Consider the following 21,460-nt stretch of genomic DNA (forward strand, 5'->3'; position numbering starts at 1 on the left):
GTTTCTCCTAGTTGCCGTTGTTCATACAGGTGTTGAGTACGGGCGCGATCACGTCGAGGGCCGCGGGTGTGGTCATCTCCAGGTGCGTGCAGTCCACTTCGAGCTCGTGGATCTCTCCCGTCACGTGGGCGTCCCACGCCTTGGCGGCGTAGGGGTGCGAGCCGCTCGCCCGCCCGGAACGGAAGGCCAGCACATCGCCGCGGAAGACGCCGGGCACGAACTGCTCGGCGATCCGCCGGTTGTTGGCGGCCACCCGGTGCAAGGCCTCGATGCCGTCCTCGCCGAGCCCGGCTAGCGGGCTGTCGTGCTCGCGCAGCAGCGCGGCGACCTCGGGCGTCGAGAGAGGACGGCGAGGGCCGGTCCCGGAGCCGCCGTCCCCGGCGGCGGCCGCGAGCACGGTGAGGATCTCCTGCAGCAGGTCTGCCTCCCCGCCCGCGTCCTGCGGGGCCTCCCAGGCCGAGGGGTACGAGTCGAGGAGCGCCAGGAGCTCCACGTCCGCGCCCTCGCTCTGCAGCCGGGTGGCGATCTCGTGCGCCACCAGACCGCCGAACGACCAGCCGACGAGCCGGTACGGGCCCTCCGGCTGGACCTCCCGGATCCGGTCCGCGTAGTCGGCGGCCATCTCGGGAAGGTCGGCCGCGCAGGCGTCGGCGGGGTTCAGGCCGCGCGCCTGCAGGGCGTACACGGTGGCGTCCGGGCCGAGCCGGGTGATGAGGCCCGTGTAGCACCAGCCGATCCCGACCACGGGGTGGATCAGGAAGTACGGGGCGCTGACGCCCGTACCGCTGTCGCCCTTACCGCCGCCGCCCCGCCCCTCGCGCAGCCGCAGTACGGGCGCGAACGGGTCGTCGTCCGCCCCGCCCTCGCCGCCGTCCTGGCGCAGCCGTCCGGCCAGGGCCGCGACGGTCGGAGCCTCGAAGACGCTGCGGATCGACGCGGCGGTGCCCAGCTCGGCGCGGATGCGGTTCACCAGGCGGGTGGCGAGCAGGGAGTGCCCGCCGAGTTCGAAGAAGTCGTCGTCGATGCCGACCTGCGTCACTCCGAGCACCTCGGCGAACAGCTCGCACAGCGCCGCCTCCCGTGCGGTGCGCGGCGCACGGCCGCCGGTGCCGCGCACGGCCGTGAGGTCGGGCGCGGGCAGGGCCTTGCGGTCCACCTTGCCGTTCGGGGTGAGCGGCAGCGCGGGCAGCGCGACGACGGTCGCGGGCACCATGTAGTCCGGCAGCTGCCCGCGCACGTGCGTGCGCAGCTCCTCTGGGTCGATGCCCTGTGCCGGGTCGGCGGGGACGGCATACGCGACGAGGCGTTTGACACCGTGGTCGCCGGGCTGGTCCTCGCGGACCGCGGCCACGCTCTGCGCGACCGAGGCGTGCCGGGTCAGGGCCGCCTCGATCTCGCCCAGCTCGATGCGGTACCCGCGGATCTTCACCTGGTGGTCGGTGCGGCTCAGGTACTCCAGCTCGCCGTCCGGGGTCCAGCGGGCCACGTCGCCCGTCCGGTACATGCGCGCGCCGGCCGGTCCGTGCGGATCGGCGACGAAACGGCCCGCGGTGAGCCCGGGCTGCGCCAAGTAGCCGCGGACGAGGCCCTCTCCGGCGAGGTAGAGCTCGCCGGAGACGCCGGGCGGCACGGGCCGCAGGGCGCCGTCGAGGACGTAGGCGCGGGTGTTGCGGATCGGCCGGCCGATGGAGGGGCCGCCCTGAGCGGAGCCTCCCTGCGAACTGCCCTTCTGCTCCTGCCCCTTGAGGACCGCTGCCGTCGACCACACCGTCGTCTCCGTGGGCCCGTAGAGGTTGGTGACCTCCGCGCCGGTACGCGTCATGCGGTCCGCGACGTCCGGCGGGAGCGCCTCGCCGCCGACCAGCATGCGCAGGCCCTCGGCGACTGCCGGCCGCTCGGTGAGCAGCGCGTGCCACAGCGTGGGCGTGGCCTGCATGATCGTCGAACCGCTGGCGCCGATCAGGTCTGCGAGGGCTGAGGGATCGACCACGGCGGCCCGGTCGGCCACCACGACGCTCGCCCCGTGGAGCAGCGGCAGATGCAGCTCCAGGGCGTGGATGTCGAAGGCGACCGTGGTCACCGCGAGCATCCGGTCCCCGGTGCCGAGCGGGAAACGCTCGCCCATCGCCGTATGGAAGTTGAGGAGGCTGCGGTGCGGCACCACCACGCCCTTGGGCGCCCCGGTGGAACCCGACGTGAAGATCACGTACGCCGGGTGGTCCGGCCGCAGCGGAGCCAGCCGCTCCTGGTCCGTGAGGTCCCGCCCGTCGTACCCGGTGATCTCCGCGCGGAACTCCGCGTCGTCCAAGCAGAGCGCGCTCGCTCCCTCGGGAAGCCGCGCGCTGCCCTGGCGGGTGGTGAGGACCGCTGCGGGACGAGCGCCCGCGAGGACGGCCGCGACCCGAGCGCGGGGGTGGCCGAGGTCCACCGGAAGGTAGGCGGCGCCCGCCTTCTGGACGGCGAGCAGCGCGACGACCAGCCGCGGCGAGCGCGGCACGGCCAGGGCGACCACGCTCTCCGGACCCACCCCGCGCGCGACCAGGGCGCGGGCGACGCGGTTCGCCTCGGCGTTCAGCTCCGCGTATGTGAGGCCGGCGCCGTCCTCCTGCCACAGCGCCAGGGCGTCCGGGGTGCGGCCCGCCTGCTCCTCGAAGAGGGCCGGCCAGCACCGCTCGGACGATTCGGCGGCGGTGTCGTTCCACTCGGTGAGCACGCGCCGCCGCTCGTCCGCGCCGAGCACGTCCACGCGGCCGGCCGGAAGGTCCGGGTCGGCCACCACGGAGCGCAGCACACGGCGCAGCCGGTCCGCCCAGCCGAGCACCGTCTCCCGGGTGAACAGGTCGGGCCGGTAGGTCAGGCGCAGCCGGATCGCCTCGCCCGGCAGGACAGTCAGCGTCAGCGGGTAGTGGGCGGCGCCGCTGCCCTCCGTACCGGCGATCTCCATGCCCCGGTAGGCGGGCGGCCCGTCGCCGGACGGGGCCGGGTAGTTCTCGAACACGTACAGCGTGTCGAAGAGTTCGCCGCCGACCCCGGCGAGCTGCTGGATCTCGCCGAGGCCGAAGTACTCGTGGGCCGCGAGGGCCGCGCGCTCCGTCTGGAGCCGCGCCATCATCGCCGTCACGGACTCGACTGGGTCCACCCGCAGCCGTACCGGAAGGGTGTTGGCGAACAGGCCGATCATCGACTCGACGCCGGGCAGGTCCGACGGGCGGCCGGAGACCGTCGCGCCGAAGACGACGTCGTCCGTGCCGGTGAGCGCGGCGAGGACCAGCGACCAGGCGCCCTGCACCACGGAGTTCAGGGTGAGCCCGCGGCGCCGCGCCAGGTCGGTGAGGTCCGCGGTGAGCTCCGCGCCCAGGCCGGTCTCGGTCTCCTCGGGCACCACGGTCTCCCGGCCCGCGCCGGCCGGGCCGAGCAGCGTGGGCTCCCGCAGGCCGTCGAGGTGGCGCCGCCAGGCGGCCTCGGCGTCCGCGCGGTCCCGCCCCGACAGCCAGTGCAGATAGTCGCGGTAGGGCCGGGGCGGCGGCAGGGTGTGGTCGCTGCCGTCGTGCGCGTACATGGTGAACAGCTCGTGCAGCACCAGCGGCACCGACCAGCCGTCGAGCAGGATGTGATGGCTCGTCAGGACGAAGCGGTACTCGCCAGGTGCGAGCCGGATGAGCAGGCAGCGGGCCAGCGGCGGCTTGCGCAGGTCGAAGCGGGTCGCCCGGTCGTCGGCGAGGGCGGCATCGAGCCGCTCCTGCCGCTCGCCGGGCGCCACCGGGGCGAGGTCGAGGAGGCGCCACGGCATCCGCACGCGGTCCGGCACCACCTGCACCGGCTCGCCGCCCTTGCGCTCGCGGAAGGCGCCGCGCAGATTGCCGTGCCGGGCGAGCAGCCCGTCGGCGGCGCGGCGCAGCGCCCCCGCGTCGAGCTCGCCGCGCAGGTCGAACACGAACTGCAGGTGGTAGACGTCGGCGCCCTGCTCGTCGTACTGCGCGTGGAACAGGAAGCCCTCCTGCAGCGCCGTCAGCGGCAGCACGTCCTCGATGCGTGCCTTGGCGCGCGTCATCCCTGATCCCCGTTCTCGACCGTGCGGTCGTCCGTGAAGGTGCCGAAGCCGTCGGCTCCGGCGAAGCCGTCCGCTTCGGCCGTGAGGTCGTCGAAGCCGTCGAATCCGGCGGTGTCCGCGGACTCGCCAAGGTCGTCGAAGTCGCCGAACTCGTCCTCGAACACGTCGATCTCGCCCTGGTCGAGTGCCACCAGGTCGAAGTCGGACGCTGTCGCGCCGCCCGCGTCGCCCCGCTCCACATGGCGGGCCATCACGGTCAGGGCCCGTACCCAGACATCCGCCATCGCGGCCACCTCGGCCTCCGTCAGGAGGCCGTCCGCCCAGGTCCACACGGCGCGCAACTCGGCGCCGTCCGCCGCCGCCCTGGCCACGGCGTTGACCGTGAGCGCGGTGCGCAGCGGCATCGCGCCCGGCGGCAGCCCCGCGCCGTCCCCGCCCGCCGCCTCGGGCGCCAGGCCCCAGTCGGCCGTACGACCCGGACCGTCGAAGCGGCCCAGATAGTTGAAGCCAATCTGGGGCGTCGGGAGCGCGGCGAGCTCGGACGCCGTGTCCGGGTTGAGGTAGCGCAGCAGACCGTGGCCGATGCCCTGGTCCGGCACGGCGCGCAGCTGCTCCTTGGCGCGCTTGAGCACGTCCCCGACGGCCGGTCCGGCCCGCCACAGGTCGTCCCAGTCCACCTTGCCCGGCTCGATCCGCACCGGGTGGACGCTGGTGAACCAGCCCACGGTGCGGGACAGGTCGAGCCCGGCCGCGAGCTCCTCGTGGCGGCCGTGGCCCTCGACCTCGACGAGTACCGGCTCGCCCTGCGGCCGGCCGCGGCCAGCCAGGGACGCGAGGGCCAGCGCGGTCAGCAGGACGTCGTTGACGCCCGCGTTGAAGGCGGCGGGCACCCGCGAGAGGACCGTGTCGGTGACCGGCGCGGGCAGCGAGACCGTCAGGGACCGCGCGGTGGCGGTGGTGTCCCGTGCGGGGTCGAGGGCCCGCGTGCCGAACGGCTGCTCGGGTCGGTCGTGCAGGCCCGTCCAGAAGGCCAGTTCGGCGGTGCGGGACGGCTTGCCCGCCTCCTCGGCGAGGCGGGTCGCCCAGCGCCGGAAGGACGTGCCGACCCGCTCCGGGTGCGGCGTGCGGCCCGCGGCGACGTCGCTCCACGCCGCGCCGAGGTCATGCATCAGGACCCGCCACGACACGCCGTCCACCGCGAGGTGGTGGAGCGCGAGCAGGAGGCGCCCGGAGGTCTCGTCGCCCGCGTCGAACCAGACCGCCTGGAACATCACGCCGTCCGCGGGGGAGACCCGCTCGTCCGCGGCGGCCGCCTCCTTGGCGAGCACGGAGCGGGCCGAGGCCTCGTCCATGTTCGTCAGGTCGACGCGGCGCAGGCAGCCGGCCGCGGACACCGCTCCGACGGGCCGCACCCGCAACCTCAACTCGCTTTCGGAGCCGCTGACTTCGAGGCGCAGCAGGTCGTGGTGGTCGACCAGCGCCTGCAGGGCCGCCGCGAGACCCGTCTCGGTCAGCGCGGCAGGCACCTGCAGCAGCACGGACTGCAGCAGACCGTCCAGGGTGCCGCCGCGCGCCAGCAGGTCGTGCACGACCGGGGTGAGCGGGACGTCGCCGGTGCCGTCGTCGGCGGGGACGTCCTCCGGCGCGGTGACCGTGCCCGCGGCGGCGGCCAGCTGGGCCAGCGTCCGGGCCTGGAACACGTCCTTGGGGGCGAGTTCGAGGCCCGCCGCGCGGGCCCGGCTGGCAAGCTGGATCGAGCCGATGCTGTCGCCGCCGAGCTCGAAGAAGTTGTCGTCGATGCCGACCTCGTCGACCCCGAGGACCTCGCCTGCCAGGCGGCACACGATCTCCTCGCGCTCGGTGCGCGGGGCGGTCTTGGCGGCCGACCGGAACACCGGGGCGGGCAGCTTGGCCCGGTCCAGCTTGCCGTTGGCGGTGAGCGGCAGCTCGTCGAGCGCCACGACCGCCGCGGGGACCATGTACTCGGGCAGCAAGTCGCCCATATAGGCGCGCAGTTGAGCCGGGTCGACGCCCTGTGCGGGGTCGGCGGGCACGGCGTACGCGACGAGGCGCTTGTCGCCGGGACGGTCCTCGCGGACCACGACGGCGCTCTGCGCGACCGAGGCGTGCCGGGTCAGGGCCGCCTCGATCTCCCCCGGTTCGATGCGGAAGCCGCGCACCTTGACCTGGTCGTCGGCGCGGCCGACGAACTCCAGGGCGCCGTCGTGCCGCCACCGCGCCAGGTCGCCGGTGCGGTACATGCGGGCGCCCGCGGGCCCGTACGGGTCGGCGACGAACCGCTCACCGGTCAGCGCGGCCCGGTCGAGATAGCCGCGCGCCAGGCCCGCGCCCGCGATGTACAGCTCACCGACGCCGCCGACCGGCACCGGGGCGAGGGCCGCGTCGAGCACGTACACACGGGTGTTGGCCATCGGGCGGCCGATCGGCAGCCGGTCGCCCAGCTCGTCCGCGGCCCCCACCAGGTGGGTGGTGGCGCACAGGGTGATCTCCGTCGGCCCGTACAGGTGCCGCACCACGACGTGCGGCGCGGCCCGCAGCACGCTCTCGACGGCCGCGACGGACACGACGTCACCACCGGTGAGGATCTCTTTGACGCCGTCGAGAGCGTCGCCGAGGTCGTCCGCGACGACCCGGAAGAGACCGGCCGTGAAGTGCACCCCGGTGATGCCCTCCGCGACGATCAGCCGCTTGAGCTCGGCGACATCCAGCTCGCCGGGCGGCGCGAGCACGACGCGCCCGCCCGCCAGAAGCGGTACCCACAGCTCGTAGTTGGAGATGTCGAAGGCGTACGGGGCGTGCATCAGGACCTGCTGATGGTGGCCGCCGTCGGCCCATGCCGGGTCGAGGGCCAGCTCGAGCAGGGAGCGATGGGTGATCGCGATGCCCTTGGGCTTCCCGGTCGACCCGGAAGTGTGCATGACGTAGGCGAGGCCCTCGGGCCGTCCCGGCACGGCGGGCGCGCTGTCGGCGGTCCCAGCGTCCTCGGCGAGGACGACCTCGGCGGCGTTCCCGGGCAGCCCACGCTCGCGCCAGGCGCGGTCGGTGACGAGGACCCGCGCGCCGGAGCCCGCGAGGACTTCCCGCATGCGCTCGTCCGGGTAGCTCTCGTGCAGCGGGGCGTACGCGGCACCCGCCTTGAGGATGCCGAGCAGGGCGACCACGAGGTCCGCGGACCGCTCCATCAGGACGGCGACGCGGTCCTCGGGGCGGACACCGAGCCCGGTCAGCCGGTGTGCGAGTCCGTTGGCACGCCGGTCGAGCTCGGCGTACGTCAGGTGCTGGTCCCCGAAGGTCACGGCGACCGCGTCGGGGCGGGTGCGCGCGAGCCGCTCGAAGGTGCCGTGCACCGTCGAGTCGAGCCCGGCGACGGCCACTTCGGTGGCGTTCCACTCCGTGAGGACCCGGTGCCGCTCGTCCGTCCCGAGGATGTCGATCCTGTCGACGGGCAGGTCCGGGTCGGCGAGCGCCGTGCGCAGCAGCCGTCGCAGCCGGGTGGCGATCAGCTCGGCGCTCTCGTGGTCGAAGAGGTCGGTGCTGTACTCGAGCATGCCCCGGATGCCGGAGGAGGCGCCCCGCTCGTCCGTGCGTTCCTGCAGGCTCAGCGACAGGTCGAACTTGGCGACGCCGATGTCGACCGGCTCCCCGCCGATCCGGAGGCCGGGCAGTTCGAGGTCGGCTTCGGGGGTGTTCTGGAAGGCCAGCAGTACTTGGAAGAGGGGGTGGCGGGCGCGGGAGCGGGTGGGGTTGGCGAGTTCGACGAGTCGTTCGAAGGGCACGTCTTGGTGGGCGTAGGCGTCGAGGTCGGTGGTCCGTACGCGGGTGACGAGTTCGCGGAAGGTGGGTTGTCCGGAGAGGTCGGTGCGCAGGACGAGGGTGTTGGTGAAGAAGCCGATGAGGTGGTCGAGGGCTTCGTCGGTGCGTCCGGCGATGGGGCTGCCGATGGGGATGTCGTCGCCGGCGCCGAGTCGGTTGAGGAGCGCGGCGAGCGCGGCCTGGACGACCATGAACACCGAGGACGAGGACCGGCGCGTGAACTCCCTTATCTGCTCGTGGAGTTCAACGTCCCAGTCCACGGCCACGCGCCCGCCGACATGGCTGGCGACCGCCGGGCGGGGCCGGTCGGTGGGCAGGTCGAGCTCTTCGGGCAGGCCCGCGAGGGCGTTCTGCCAGTAGTCGAGCTGTCGGTGGGCGAGGGTGCCCGACTCGTCCTCGTCGCCGAGGAGTTCACGCTGCCAGAGCGCGTAGTCGGCGTACTGGACGGGCAGCGGCTCCCAGCCGGGTGCCGCGCCGTCGAGGCGGGCTGCGTAGGCGGTGCTCAGGTCCTGGGCGAGCGGGCCCATCGACCAGCCGTCGGCCGCGATGTGGTGCAGCGATATCAGCAGCACGTGCTCGGCCTCGTCGACCGTGAACAGCACGGCGCGCAGCGGCAGTTCACGAGACAGGTCGAATCCCCCGCTCGCGGCCTCCTTCAGTAGACCCGGCAGCGCGCGCTCGCCGGTCCGTACGACGGACAGGTCGAACGCCGTGTCGGCGGGCGCCAGGACACGCTGCTCCACCTGCCCGTCGTGCTCGGGGAAGACGGTGCGCAGCGATTCGTGGCGGGCGAGGATGTCGCCGAGCGCGGACTGAAGGGCGTCGGTGTCGACGCTGCCCGTCAGACGCAGCACCACCGGCATGTTGTAGAGGGCGTCCGCGTCGTGCAGCTGGCTGAGCATCCACAGCCGGTGCTGGGCGAAGGAGAGCGGGAGTGGTGTGGGCCGGTCCCGCGGCTCCAGGACCGGGCGCGCGGACTTTGGGTCCGTGGACACGGCGGCGAGCCCGGCGACGGTGGGCGTGTCGAAGAGCGCGGCCAGGGGCAGCTCGACGCCGAGGGCCGTGCGTACGCGGCTGACCAGGCGGGTGGCGAGCAGGGAGTGGCCGCCGAGGTCGAAGAAGCTGTCGTCGATGCCGACCTTCTCGATGCCGAGGACCTCGGCGAACAGGCCGCACAGGACTTCTTCGCGCGGGCTGCGCGGAGCGCGCCCGGAGGCCACCTGGCCGTAGTCCGGCACGGGCAGCGCGTCGCGGTGCACCTTGCCGGTGGGGGAGAGCGGTATCGCGTCCAGAGCGACGACGGCCGCCGGAACCATGTACTCGGGCAGCAGGTCCGCGACGTGGGCCCGCAGCTCGGCCGGGTCGACACCCCGCGCGGCATCGGCCGGAACCACGTACGCGACGAGTCGCTTGTCGCCGGGGCGGTCCTCGCGGACGACGACGGCGGAGTGGGACACCGAGGGGTGCCGGTCGAGAACCGCGGCGATCTCGCCGGGTTCGATGCGGAAGCCGCGGACCTTGACCTGGTCGTCGGCGCGGCCCAGGTACTCCAGCTCGCCGTCGGCGTTCCAGCGGACGAGGTCGCCGGTGCGGTACATGCGCTCGCCGGGCCCGCCGAACGGGCAGGCCACGAAGCGCTCCGCGGTCAGACCCGGACGGCCCAGATAGCCGCGCGCGACACCGTCACCCGCGAGATACAGCTCGCCCATGACGCCGGCCGGGACCGGGCGCAGGCCCGAGCCGAGCACATAGGCACGGGTGCCCGTGACCGGACGGCCGATCGGGGCGGAGACCGCGCCCGTCAGCGGGCTGCTGAGCGTGGCGCACACGGTCGACTCGGTGGGGCCGTAGGCATTGAGCATCGTGCGGCCCGACGACCAGCGGGCGGTCACCTCCGGCGGGCACGCCTCACCACCGGTGATCAGACCGCGCAGCGTGGGCACGCTCTCCGGGTCCAGGGTGGCGACGAAGGCGGGCGGCAGCATCGCGTGCGTCACGCCCGTGTCGGCGATGAGCCGTACCACGGCGTCACCGATGACCTGCTCCGGGCGCGGCACCACGAGGGTCGCACCGGCCAGCAGGGTCATCACCAGTTCACCGGCCGACGCGTCGAAGCTGAGCGAGGCGAACTGCAGCACCCGCGCGTCGCCGTCCACGCCCAGGGCCTCCTGGTGGGACAGGGCGAGGCTCGCCAGGCCGCGGTGCGTGACCTGGACGCCCTTCGGGGTGCCGGTGGAGCCTGAGGTGTACACGACGTACGCGGGGTGGCCGACGCGCAGCGGGGACACCCGGTCCGCGTCGGTCAGGTCGGCGCCGGACAGGACGGCCGCCTCGCTGATCACGTCCGGGCCGTCGAGCCGCCAGCGGGGCACGGAATCCGGCACCCGGTCCCCGGCGCCGCCCACCGTCAGCAGCCCCAGGGGCGCGGCGTCCGCGCACATGTACGCGGCGCGCTCGGCCGGGTAGCCCGGGTCGACGTTCAGATAGGCCGCGCCCGCCTTCACCACGGCGAGGGCCGCGAGTACGAGGTCGGCCGAGCGCGGAAGGGCCAGCGCCACCACCGTGTCCGGGCGCACCCCGCGGCCGACCAGCCAGCGGGCCAGTCGGTTGGCGCGGGCGTTCAGCTCCGCGTAGCTCAGGGTCTCGCCGTCGTGCAGGACGGCGACCGCCTCGGGGGTACGGGCGACCTGGGCCTCGAACAGCGCGGACAGCGGCGCCGCTTCGGCGCGGGCGCCGTCGGCGGTGTTCCACGCGGTGAGGACCCGGTGCCGCTCGTCGTCGCCGAGCACGTCGATCCGGCTGACCGGGAGGTCCGGCTCCGCGACGACCGCGCGCAGCAGGTGCACCAGGCGGTGCGCGAGGACGGCCGCGGTGTCCGCCTCGAAGAGGTCGCCGTTGAACTCCAGGTCACCGTCCATGCCGCCGTCACCGGCCCGCTCCCGCAGGCTGAACACCAGGTCGAACTTGGCGACGTCGGTGGTGGCGGGCTCGGCCTCGATGGTGAGGCCGGGCAGTTCGAGGCCCGCCTCGGGGGTGTTCTGGAGGACCAGCATCACCTGGAAGAGGGGGTGCCGGGCGCGGGAGCGGGTGGGGTTGACGAGCTCCACGAGGCGCTCGAAGGGGGTGTCTTGATGGGCGTACGCGTCCAGGTCGGTGCCCCGGACCCGGCCGACCAGCTCGCGGAAGGTGGGCTGCCCGGAGACGTCGGTACGCAGCACAAGGGTGTTGGTGAAGAAGCCGATGAGGTGGTCGAGGGCCTCGTCGGTGCGTCCGGCGATGGGGCTGCCGATGGGGATGTCGTCACCCGCGCCGAGCCGGTTGAGGAGGGCGGCGAGAGCGGCCTGGACGACCATGAAGACGGAGGACGACGAACGGCGCGCGAACTCCGCTATCTGCTGGTGCAGTTCGGCGTCGATGCCGAACGGGACCATGCCGCCGTGGTGGCTCGCCGACGCCGGACGCGGGTGGTCCGTCGGCAGGTCGAGCTCTTCGGGCAGGGCGGCCAGGTGAGCGCGCCAGTACTCCAGCTGCTCGTGCGCGAGGGTGTCGGGCCGGTCCTCGTCGCCGAGGAGTTGGCGCTGCCACAGGGCGTAGTCGGCGTACTGGACGGGCAGGGGCTCCCAGCCGGGAGCCGTGCCGCCGAGTCGGGCCGCGTAGGCGGTGCCCAGGTCGCGGGCGAGCGGGCCCATCGACCAGCCGTCACCCGCGATGTGGTGCAGGACCACCGAAAGGACGTGCTCGCTGTCACTCCCGCTGACCGTGAACAGGGCTGCGCGCAGCGGCAGTTCGGACGACAGGTCGAAGCCCGCGGCCGCCTCCTGGCGCAGGGCCTGCCGCAGCTCGCCGTCGTCGGCGACCGCCACCGGCCGGACGGGCACGTATGCGGCGTCGCCCTCGAGGACCGACTGGCGTGCTTCGCCGTCGATTTCGGGGAAGACGGTGCGCAGGGATTCGTGGTGTCCTACGACGTCGTTGAGGGCGGCGCTCAGGGCGTCGCGGTCGAGGTCGCCGCGCAGGCGCAGGACCACGGGCATGTTGTAGAGCGCGCCTGAGCCTTCGAGGCGGTTGAGGAACCACAGCCGTCGCTGGGCGAAGGACAGCGGCACCGCCTCGGGGCGTTCCGGCCGGCGCACGAGGGCGGGGCGGACCGCCTCCGTCTCGGGGTGGGCGGCGGCGAGGCCCGCCACCGTCGGCGTGTCGAAGAGGGCGGCCAGGGGGAGCTCGGTGTCGAGGGTGGTGCGTACGCGGCTGACGAGGCGGGTGGCGAGCAGGGAGTGTCCGCCGAGGTCGAAGAAGCTGTCGTCTATGCCGACCTGGTCGACGCCGAGGACTTCGGCGAAGAGGCCGCACAGGACTTCTTCGCGCGGAGTGCGCGGGGCACGCCCGGCTTCCGCCGTGGTGAAGTCCGGGGCGGGCAGGGCGCGTCGGTCGAGCTTGCCGTTCGGGGTCAGCGGCAGGGCGTCCAGGGTGACGACGGCTGCCGGGACCATGTACTCGGGCAGCAAGTCACCCACGTAGGCGCGCAGTTCAGTCGCCTCGACTCCTTGCGCGGGGTCGGCCGGGACGACGTACCCGACGAGGCGCTTGTCGCCGGGGCGGTCTTCGCGGACGACGACGGCGGAGTGGTTGACGGAGGGGTGCCGGTCGAGGACGGCAGCGATCTCGCCGGGTTCGATGCGGAAGCCGCGGACCTTGACCTGGTCGTCGGCGCGGCCGAGGTATTCGAGTTCGCCGTCGTTGTTCCAGCGGACGAGGTCGCCGGTGCGGTACATGCGCTCGCCGGGCCCGCCGAACGGGCACGCCACGAACCGCTCGGCCGTCAGGCCCGCGCGGCCCAGGTAGCCGCGCGCGACACCGCTGCCCGCGACGTACAGCTCACCGGGCACACCGGCCGGGACCGGGCGGAGCCCCGAACCGAGCACGTAGAAGCGGGTGTTGGCGAGCGGACGGCCGATCGGCAGCGCGCCGGGGGCGAGTTCCTCGCCCGGGGCGACGCAGTGTTCGGCACAGCTGACGGTGGTCTCCGTCGGGCCGTACACATTGCGTACGGCGACCGACGGGTGCGCGCCGCGCCAGGAGCTCAGCGCCCCGGCGGTCAGGGCCTCACCGGCGAGCAGCAGGTCGCCGCTCGGCGACGCGTGCCCCGGCAGGGCCTCCAGGATCGGCAGATGGCTGGGGGTCGCCTTCAGCAGGGTCGGCGCGGTGGCGGGCAGGCCGTCGTCGTCGAGGCTGCCCACGGTCACGCGGCCGCCCACGGTCAGCGGCGTGAGCAGCGCCGTGACCGTCATGTCGAAGGAGACGGAGGAGTGCAGCAGCGCGGAGCCGGCCGCGCTCGGGTAGCTGCCGCCCGCCCACTCCAAGTAGTCGACGAGGTTGCGCTGTTCCACGACGACGCCCTTGGGCAGGCCGGTGGAGCCAGAGGTGTAGATGACGTACGCCGGGTGGTGCGGGCGCAGCGGTGCCGTCCGCCGCGCGTCGTCCGGGTCGCCGGCGACGGGTGCGACGGCGTCGGCGAAGAGCGGCGGCACGGCCGAGAACTCCTCGCGCCCCCGGACCGTGTCCTCGGTCGTCAGGAGCAGCGCGGGAGCGGCGTCGCGCAGCATGTACGCGATGCGGTCGGCCGGGTAGCCGGTGTCGACGGGGAGGTAGGCCGCCCCGGCCTTGAGGACGCCGAGCAGCGCGGCGAGCAGCAGCGGCGACGGCGGCAGGGCCACGGCCACCAGGTCCTCGGGACCCGCGCCGCGCGCCGTCACCTCCTGTGCCACGCCGTTGGCGAGCGCGTTCAGCTCCGCGTAACTCAGCCTCTCGGCGCCGTGCGCGACGGCGGTCGCGTCGGGCGTACGGGCGGCCTGGGCCTCGAACAACTCCGGCAGGGTCGTGTGGCGGACCTCGGCGGAGGTGGCGTTCCACTCGGTGAGGACCCGGTGCCGCTCGCCCTCGTCCAGGAGGTCGATCCGGCCGACCGGGGCGTCCGGGTCGGTGAGGAAGGCCCGCAGGACGCGTTCGAGGCGCGCGGCGAGCGCCGCGGCGGTGCCGTGGTCGAAGAGGTCGCCGTTGTACTCCAGGGTTCCGGCGATGCCGCCGGGCCCCTGATCGCCGTGGCGCTCCTGGACGTTGAAGGACAGGTCGAACTTGGCGACACCGGCGTCGGCGGGCTCGATCCCGAAGGAGAGGCCGGGCAGTTCGAGGTCGGCCTCGGGGGTGTTCTGGAAGGCCAGAAGGACCTGGAAGAGCGGGTGCCGGGCGCGGGAACGGGTGGGGTTGACGAGCTCGACGAGGCGCTCGAAGGGCACGTCCTGGTGGGCGTAGGCGTCCAGGTCGGTCGACCGTACGCGGGTGACCAGCTCGCGGAAGGTGGGCTGTCCGCTGACGTCGGTGCGCAGGACGAGGGTGTTGGTGAAGAAGCCGATGAGGTGGTCGAGGGCTTCGTCGGTGCGTCCGGCGATGGGGCTGCCGATGGGGATGTCGTCGCCCGCGCCGAGCCGGTTGAGGAGGGCGGCGAGGGCTGCCTGCACGACCATGAAGACCGAAGAGGATGACTCGCGCGCAAACTCGCTGATCCGCTGGTGCAGTTCGGCGTCCCAGTCGACGCCGACGCGCCCGCCGACGTGGCTGGCCACGGACGGACGGGGCCGGTCGGTGGGCAGGTCGAGCTCTTCGGGCAGCCCGGCGAGGGCGTTCTGCCAGTAGTCGAGCTGTGCGTGGGCCAGGGTGCCCGACGCGTCCTCGTCGCCGAGGAGCTGGCGCTGCCACAGGGCGTAGTCGGCGTACTGGACCGGCAGCGGCTCCCAGGCGGGTGCCGTGCCGTCGAGACGTGCCGTGTAGGCGGTGCCGAGGTCGCGGGCGAGCGGGCCCATCGACCAGCCGTCACCCGCGATGTGGTGCAGCAGCAGGGCGAGTACGTGCTCAGACTTGCCGAGCCGGAACAGGGCGGCGCGCAGCGGCAGTTCGGCCGAGAGGTCGAAGCCCTCGCGCGCGGCCGCCCGCAGCAGGCCGGGCAGCTCGCGCTCGTCGGTCTCGGTCACCGGCAGCGGTACGTCCCACGCGTCGAGGACCGACTGGCGTGCTTCGCCGTCGATTTCGGGGAAGACGGTGCGCAGGGATTCGTGGCGTCCTACGACGTCGTTGAGGGCGGCGCTCAGGGCGTCGTGGTCGAGGTCGCCGCGCAGGCGCAGGACGACGGGCATGTTGTAGAGCGCGCTTGAGCCTTCGAGGCGGTTGAGGAACCACAGGCGTCGCTGGGCGAAGGACAGCGGCACCGCCTCGGGCCGTTCCGGCCGGCGCACGAGGGCGGGGCGGGCCGCTTCCTCGGTCGCGAGGGCGGCGAGCCCGGCGACGGTGGGGGTCTCGAAGAGGGCCGCCAGGGGCAGTTCGATACCAAGGACGGTGCGGACGCGGCTGACGAGGCGGGTGGCGAGCAGGGAGTGCCCGCCGAGGTCGAAGAAGCTGTCGTCGATGCCGACCTGGTCGACGCCGAGGACTTCGGCGAAGAGGCCGCACAGGACTTCTTCGCGCGGGGTGCGCGGGGCACGCCCGGCTTCCGCCGTGGTGAAGTCCGGGGCGGGCAGGGCGCGTCGGTCGAGTTTGCCGTTCGGGGTCAGCGGCAGGGCGTCCAGGGTCACCAAGGCTGCCGGAATCATGTACTCGGGCAGCAACTCACCCGCGTAGGCACGGAGTTCAGCCGCGTCGACACCCTGTGCGGGGTCGGCCGGGACGACGTACCCGACAAGACGCTTGTCTCCGGGCCGGTCCTCACGCACGACCACCGCCGCCTGCGCCACCGCGTCCTGCGCGGTCAGCGCGGACTCGATCTCGCCGAGCTCCACGCGCAGACCGCGGATCTTGACCTGCTCGTCGGCGCGGCCCAGGTACTCCAGCTCGCCCGCGGCGTTCCGGCGTACCAGGTCGCCGGTGCGGTACATGCGCTCGCCGGGCTCGCCGAAGGGGCAGGCCACGAAGCGCTCGGCGGTCAGGCCCGCACGGCCCAGATAGCCGCGCGCGACACCGTCACCCGCCAGATAGAGCTCTCCCGCGACACCGGCAGGGACCGGGCGCAGCCACGCGTCGAGGACGTACGCACGCATGTTGGGGACGGGCGAGCCGATGGACGGCCGCGCGGTGCCGGACAGCGGCCCGCTCAGCGTGGCACACACCGTGATCTCGGTGGGGCCGTACGCGTTGAGCATCGTACGGCCCGCCGACCAGCGGGCCACCAGCTCACCGGACGACGCCTCGCCGCCCACGAGCAGCGTGCGGACCGAGGGCAGGTCGCCCGGCGCGAGGACGTCGAGCACGGACGGCGGAAGGAGCGTGTGCGTGATCCGCTGCTCCGCGGCCAGCTCCACCAAGGGAGCACCCGGGCGCAGTCGGTCCGCAGGGGCGAGCACCAGCGTGGCGCCGGAGAGCAGCGCCATGGACAGCTCCCAGAACGCCGCGTCGAAGCTGAACGAGGCGAACTGCAGCACCCGGTCACCGGGCGCGAGTTGCCACAGCTCTCGCGTCGCGAGGAGCCCGGCCACACCGGTGTGGGTGACGACGACGCCCTTGGGGCGGCCGGTGGAACCCGAGGTATAGATGACGTACGCGGGATGCGAGCGCAGCAGGGGGCCGCGGCGCTCGGCGTCGGTGACGTCGTGCGCGGGCAGCCCGGAGACGTCCGTGCTGCCCGGTGTCAGACAGGCGATGCCCGACGGCAGGCCTGCGGCCGACGCGTCCGTGGTGAGCGTCAGCGCGGGGGCGGCGTCGCCCAGCATGTACGCGATGCGGTCGGCTGGGTAGGCGGGGTCGACCGGCAGATAGGCGGCGCCCGCCTTGAGCACGGCGAGCACCGCGACCGGCAGCTCGGCCGAGCGCGGCAGCATCAGGGCCACGGTGTCCTCGGGGCCGATGCCGCGCCGGACGAGCAGCCGGGCCAGGCGGTTGGCGCGCTCGTTCAGCTCGCCGTACGTCAGGGTGGTGTCCTCGAAGACGACGGCGGGCGCTTCGGGGGCGAGGGCGGCCCGCTCCTCGAACAGCTCGGGGATCGTCCGGGCGGGCAGGTCCGCGCGGGTGTCGTTCACACCGGCGGTCAGCTGGCTGTGCTCGGCCGCCGTCAGCAGGTCGAGGTCGCCGATGCGCTGCTCCGGCGCGGCCGCGGCGGCGGTCAGGAGCCGAAGGAGCCGGGACATCAGCCGCTCGACGGTGTCCTCGTCGAACAGGTCGGTGCTGAACTCGACGAAGCCCTCGAGCCCGGCGGGGGAGCCGTCGGCGTCCCGCGTCTCCGTCAGGCTCAGGGACAGGTCGAACTTGGAGCCGCCGGGGTGGACGCCGTGGTGGGCGACGTCCAGGCCGGGCAGCGCCATCCCGGACGCCGGGGTGTTCTGCAGCGCGAGCAGGATCTGCACCAGCGGCTGGCGGCCCGCGACCCGGGCCGGGTTGAGGACCTCGACGAGGCGCTCGAACGGCAGGTCCTGGTGGGCGTAGGCCGCCAGGTCGGCGGCGCGGACGCGGTCCACGAGCTCACCGAAGCCGGGGTTGCCCGAGGTGTCGGTGCGCAGCACCAGCGTGTTGACGAAGAACCCGACGAGGTCGTCGAGCGCCTCGTCGGTGCGGCCCGCGACGGGGCTGCCGACGGGGATGTCCGTGCCCGCGCCGAGGCGGCTCAGGAGCGCGGCGAGGCCCGCCTGCAGCACCATGTGGAGGGTCGCGCGGCGGTCTCCCGCGAGCGCGACGAGGGCCCGGTGCAGACCGGCGTCGACGGAGACGGGCAGCGCGGCGCCCTCGTGCCCGGGGGTCGCGGGCCGCGGCCGGTCGGCGGGCAGCGCCAGCTCCTCGGGCAGGCCCGCGAGCGCGGTGCGCCAGAAGTCGAGCTGCTGCCGCGCCAGGGTGCCCGACTCGCTCTCGTCGCCGAGGAGTTGGCGCTGCCACAGGGCGTAGTCGGCGTACTGGACGGGCAGCGGCTTCCAGGCGGGTGCCGTGCCGTCGAGGCGGGCCGCGTAGGCGTCGCCCAGGTCCTTGGCGAGCGGCGCCATGGACCACTCGTCACCGGCGATGTGGTGCATGACGAGCGCCAGGACGTGCTCGCGCGCGCCGAGCGAGAACAGCGTGGCCCGCACCGGTATCTCGCGGGACAGGTCGAAGTCGGCCCGCGCGGCCGCGTCGAGGAGCCCGGTCAGCGCCCGCTCGTTGGTCTCGGTCACCGGCAGCGGCACGTCCCACGCGCCGAGCACCGACTGGTGTGCCTCGCCGTCGACTTCGGGGAAGACGGTGCGCAGGGACTCGTGGCGTCCCACGACGTCGTTGAGGGCGGCGCGCAGGGCGTCGTGGTCGAGGTCGCCGCGCAGCCGCAGCGCGAGCGGCATGTTGTACGCCGAGCCGACGCCGCCTGCCTGGCGCAGGAACCACAGCCGCTGCTGGGCGAAGGACAGCGGCAGCACGTCGGGCCGGTCCATCGGCACCAGGGCCGGGCGCACGGCCGCCGTCTCGCCGAGGCTCCCGGCGAGCCCGGCGACGGTCGGCGACTCGAAGAGCCGCACCAGGTGGAACTCGGCACCGAGCGCGGCACGGACCCGCACGGCGAGCCGGGTGGCCAGCAGCGAATGGCCGCCCAGGTCGAAGAAGTTGTCGTCGATGCCGACCTGTTCCACGCCGAGGACCTCGGCGAACAGCCGGCACAGGGTCTCCTCGCGCGCGTCGCGCGGTGCGCGGCCGCTGCCGCCGTCGAACCGGGGCGCGGGCAGGGCGCGCCGGTCCAGCTTGCCGTTGACGGTGAGCGGCAGCGCGTCCAGGGCCACCACGGCGGCCGGGACCATGTACGAGGGCAGGGCCTCGCTCGCATACGCCCGCAGCGCGGCCGTGTCGAGGGCGGTGCCGCGCGGCACCGCGTAGGCCACGAGCCGCTTGTCGCCGGGCCGGTCCTCGCGGACGACGACCGCGACCTCGGCCACCTCCGGGTGGCGGTCGAGCACGGCCTCGATCTCGCCGAGCTCGATGCGGAAGCCGCGGATCTTCACCTGCTGGTCGGCGCGGCCCTCGTAGGAGAGCAGGCCGTCGGCCGTCCAGCGGGCCAGGTCGCCGGTGCGGTACATGCGCTCGCCGGGCCCGCCGAAGGGGCAGGCCACGAAGCGCTCGGAGGTCAGGCCCGAGCGGCCCAGATAGCCGCGGGCCAGACCGCCCCCCGCCACGTACAGCTCGCCGACGGCACCGGGCGGCACCGGGCACAGCCGGTCGTCCAGGACGTAGGCGCGCAGGTCGGGCAGGGCGGGGCCGACGGTGCTGCCGCTGTCGGCGGCGGCGCCCTCACGGGTCAGGGCCTGCTGGGTGACGTGCACGGTCGTCTCGGTGATGCCGTACATGTTGACGAGCGTCGGGGCGTCGGCAGCGTTATCGGGGTGTCGCTCGTACCACTCGGCGAGCCGTCCCGGCACCAGCGCCTCGCCGCCGAACACGACATGGCGCAGGGCGAGTTCGGTGCCGGGGCGCCGCTGGTCCGCCTGGATGAGCTGGTAGAACGCCGACGGGGTCTGGTTGAGGACGGTGACGCGCTGGTCGGCGAGGAGGTCGAGGAACGCCTCGGGGGAGCGGGACACGGCATGCGGCACGACGACGAGGCGGCCGCCGTACAGCAGGGCGCCCCACAGCTCCCACACCGAGAAGTCGAAGGCGTACGAGTGGAACAGCGTCCACACGTCGTCGGACCCGAAGCCGTACTGCTCCTCGGTGGCGGAGAACAGCCGGGTGACGTTGCGGTGGGTGACCACCACACCCTTCGGCCGGCCCGTCGAACCCGACGTGAAGATCACGTACGCGGGGTGGTCGGCGCACAGCGGGGCGGACCGGTCGGTGTCGGTGGGGTCGTGCGCGGGCTCCTGTCCGAGGTCGTGCACGGAGTCGATGCCGTCGAGGACGAACACCGGCAGCGCCTCGTCGAGGACGGTCTCGCGGCGGGCGGCCGGCGCGTCCGGGTCGACGGGCAGATAGCCGGCGCCGCTCTTGAGGACGGCGAGGACGGCGACGACCAGCTCGACGGAGCGGGGCAGCACCAGGCCGACCAGGCTCTCGGGCCCGGCGCCGCGGCCGATGAGGCGGTGTGCGAGCCGGTTGGCCCACGCGTTGAGCTCCGCGTAGGTGAGCTTGGTGTCCTCGTACACCACGGCCACGGCGTCGGGGGTGCGCCGGGCGCGGTCCTCGAACCACGCGGGAAGCGTGCCCGCGTCGAGATCGGCCGCGGTGCCGTTCCACTCGGTCAGGACGCGGTCGCGCTCCTGCGGGTCCATGACGTCGACGGTGCCGATGGCACGGTCGGGCTCGGCGGTCAGCGCCCGCAGATAGGCGATGAAGCGGCGCCCGTGGTCGGAGATGTCCTGCTCGCCGTACGCGGCGGTGTTGCCCGCGATGCGCACCCCGATGCCGTTCTCGCCGCTGCCGCCCTCGAAGACGATCACCATGTCGTCGACGGGACCGCTGGGCATGCCGTGCGCCGCGCCCGTGCACGGGCCGAACCGCAGACCCTCCTCCAGTGGAAGGAAGTTGACGGAGGGTCCGAACATCCGGCGGGAGAAACCGCCGAGGCCGAGGTCCTTGCGCAGGTCCTCACCGCGGTAGCGCTGGTGGCGCAGGAGCCCCCGCATCTCCTGGCCGACATGGCGCTGCAGCTCGGCGAAGGACATGGCGGGGTCCACGGCCACACGCAGCGGCAGCACGTTGGAGGCCATGCCCGGCGTGGCCTTGGTGACCGGGGTCAGGCGGCCGGTGACGGGGAAGCCGAGCACGACGTCGTCGGTGCGGGTGAAGTGGCGCAGATACGCCGTGGCGGCGGCGGTCAGGGTGACCTGCCAGGTCGACCGGGCCTGCCGGGCGAGCCGCTTGATCTCCGCGAAGTAGTCGGCCTCCAGCCGGCCTTCGTACCGGGGGGACTCGCCCCACAGGCCGGTGGCGCGGTCGGGGAGGTTGAGGATCTCGGAGTCGTCACCGAAGCGGTCGAGCCAGTAGTCGCGGTCCCGGCCGCTCCGCTCGCTCTCCGTGTACTTCACATGCTCGTCGGTGAATTCGGCGAGCGAGGAGAAAGGACTCGCGGAAACTCCGTCGCCCTCTTCTCCCGACATGAGTTCCGTGTAGCAGTCGGCTACGCGCTGGACGAGGAGACTGAATCCAAAGGCGTCGCAGATGATGTGGTGCACTCGCGTGTACCAGTAGTAGCGGTCCGGGGCGATCCGGAACAGCATCTGTACGAACAGCGGTCCGTTGCGCAGGTCGAAGGGCCGGTCGAGGTCCTCCTGCATCGCCGCGAGAGCCGCCGCATGCGGATCGTCCTGCGCGGACACGTCGACGAAGGGCAGCGGCCAGTCGCGCTCGGCGCGCACCGACTGACACGGCACTCCGCCCGTCTCGCCGAAGGTGACGTGGAGGGCCTCGGCCTCGTCGACGGCCTGTCGCAGAGCCTTCTCGAACATCCCCTGATCGAACGGCCCGTGAATCTCCACGTAGCCATTGATGTTGTACAGGAGGCTGTTCGGAGCCAGTTCCTGAGCAAACCAGACGCGCTGCTGCGCCGCCGACAACGCGTGACCGGCGGAATGCGTACCCTCGAACACCCTG

General features: G+C 73.6%; 2 protein-coding genes. Both read right to left on the reverse strand.

Features of this window, described 5'->3' with window-relative positions:
• Window positions 1-7: 7 nt before the first annotated feature.
• A complete protein-coding gene (locus J7I98_RS32595) occupies window positions 8-4,051 on the reverse strand; it encodes a non-ribosomal peptide synthetase (RefSeq protein WP_214928663.1) in 4,044 nt (1,347 codons plus the stop codon).
• On the reverse strand, window positions 4,048-21,456 hold the full coding sequence (locus J7I98_RS32600; protein ID WP_214928664.1) for a non-ribosomal peptide synthase/polyketide synthase: 17,409 nt from the start codon (window positions 21,454-21,456) through the stop codon (window positions 4,048-4,050). The genes J7I98_RS32595 and J7I98_RS32600 overlap by 4 nt, the downstream gene beginning before the upstream one ends.
• Between the last annotated feature and the right edge of the window lie 4 nt (window positions 21,457-21,460).

This window comes from Streptomyces sp. ISL-98, from assembly GCF_018614055.1.
GTDB lineage: Bacteria > Actinomycetota > Actinomycetes > Streptomycetales > Streptomycetaceae > Streptomyces > Streptomyces spiramyceticus.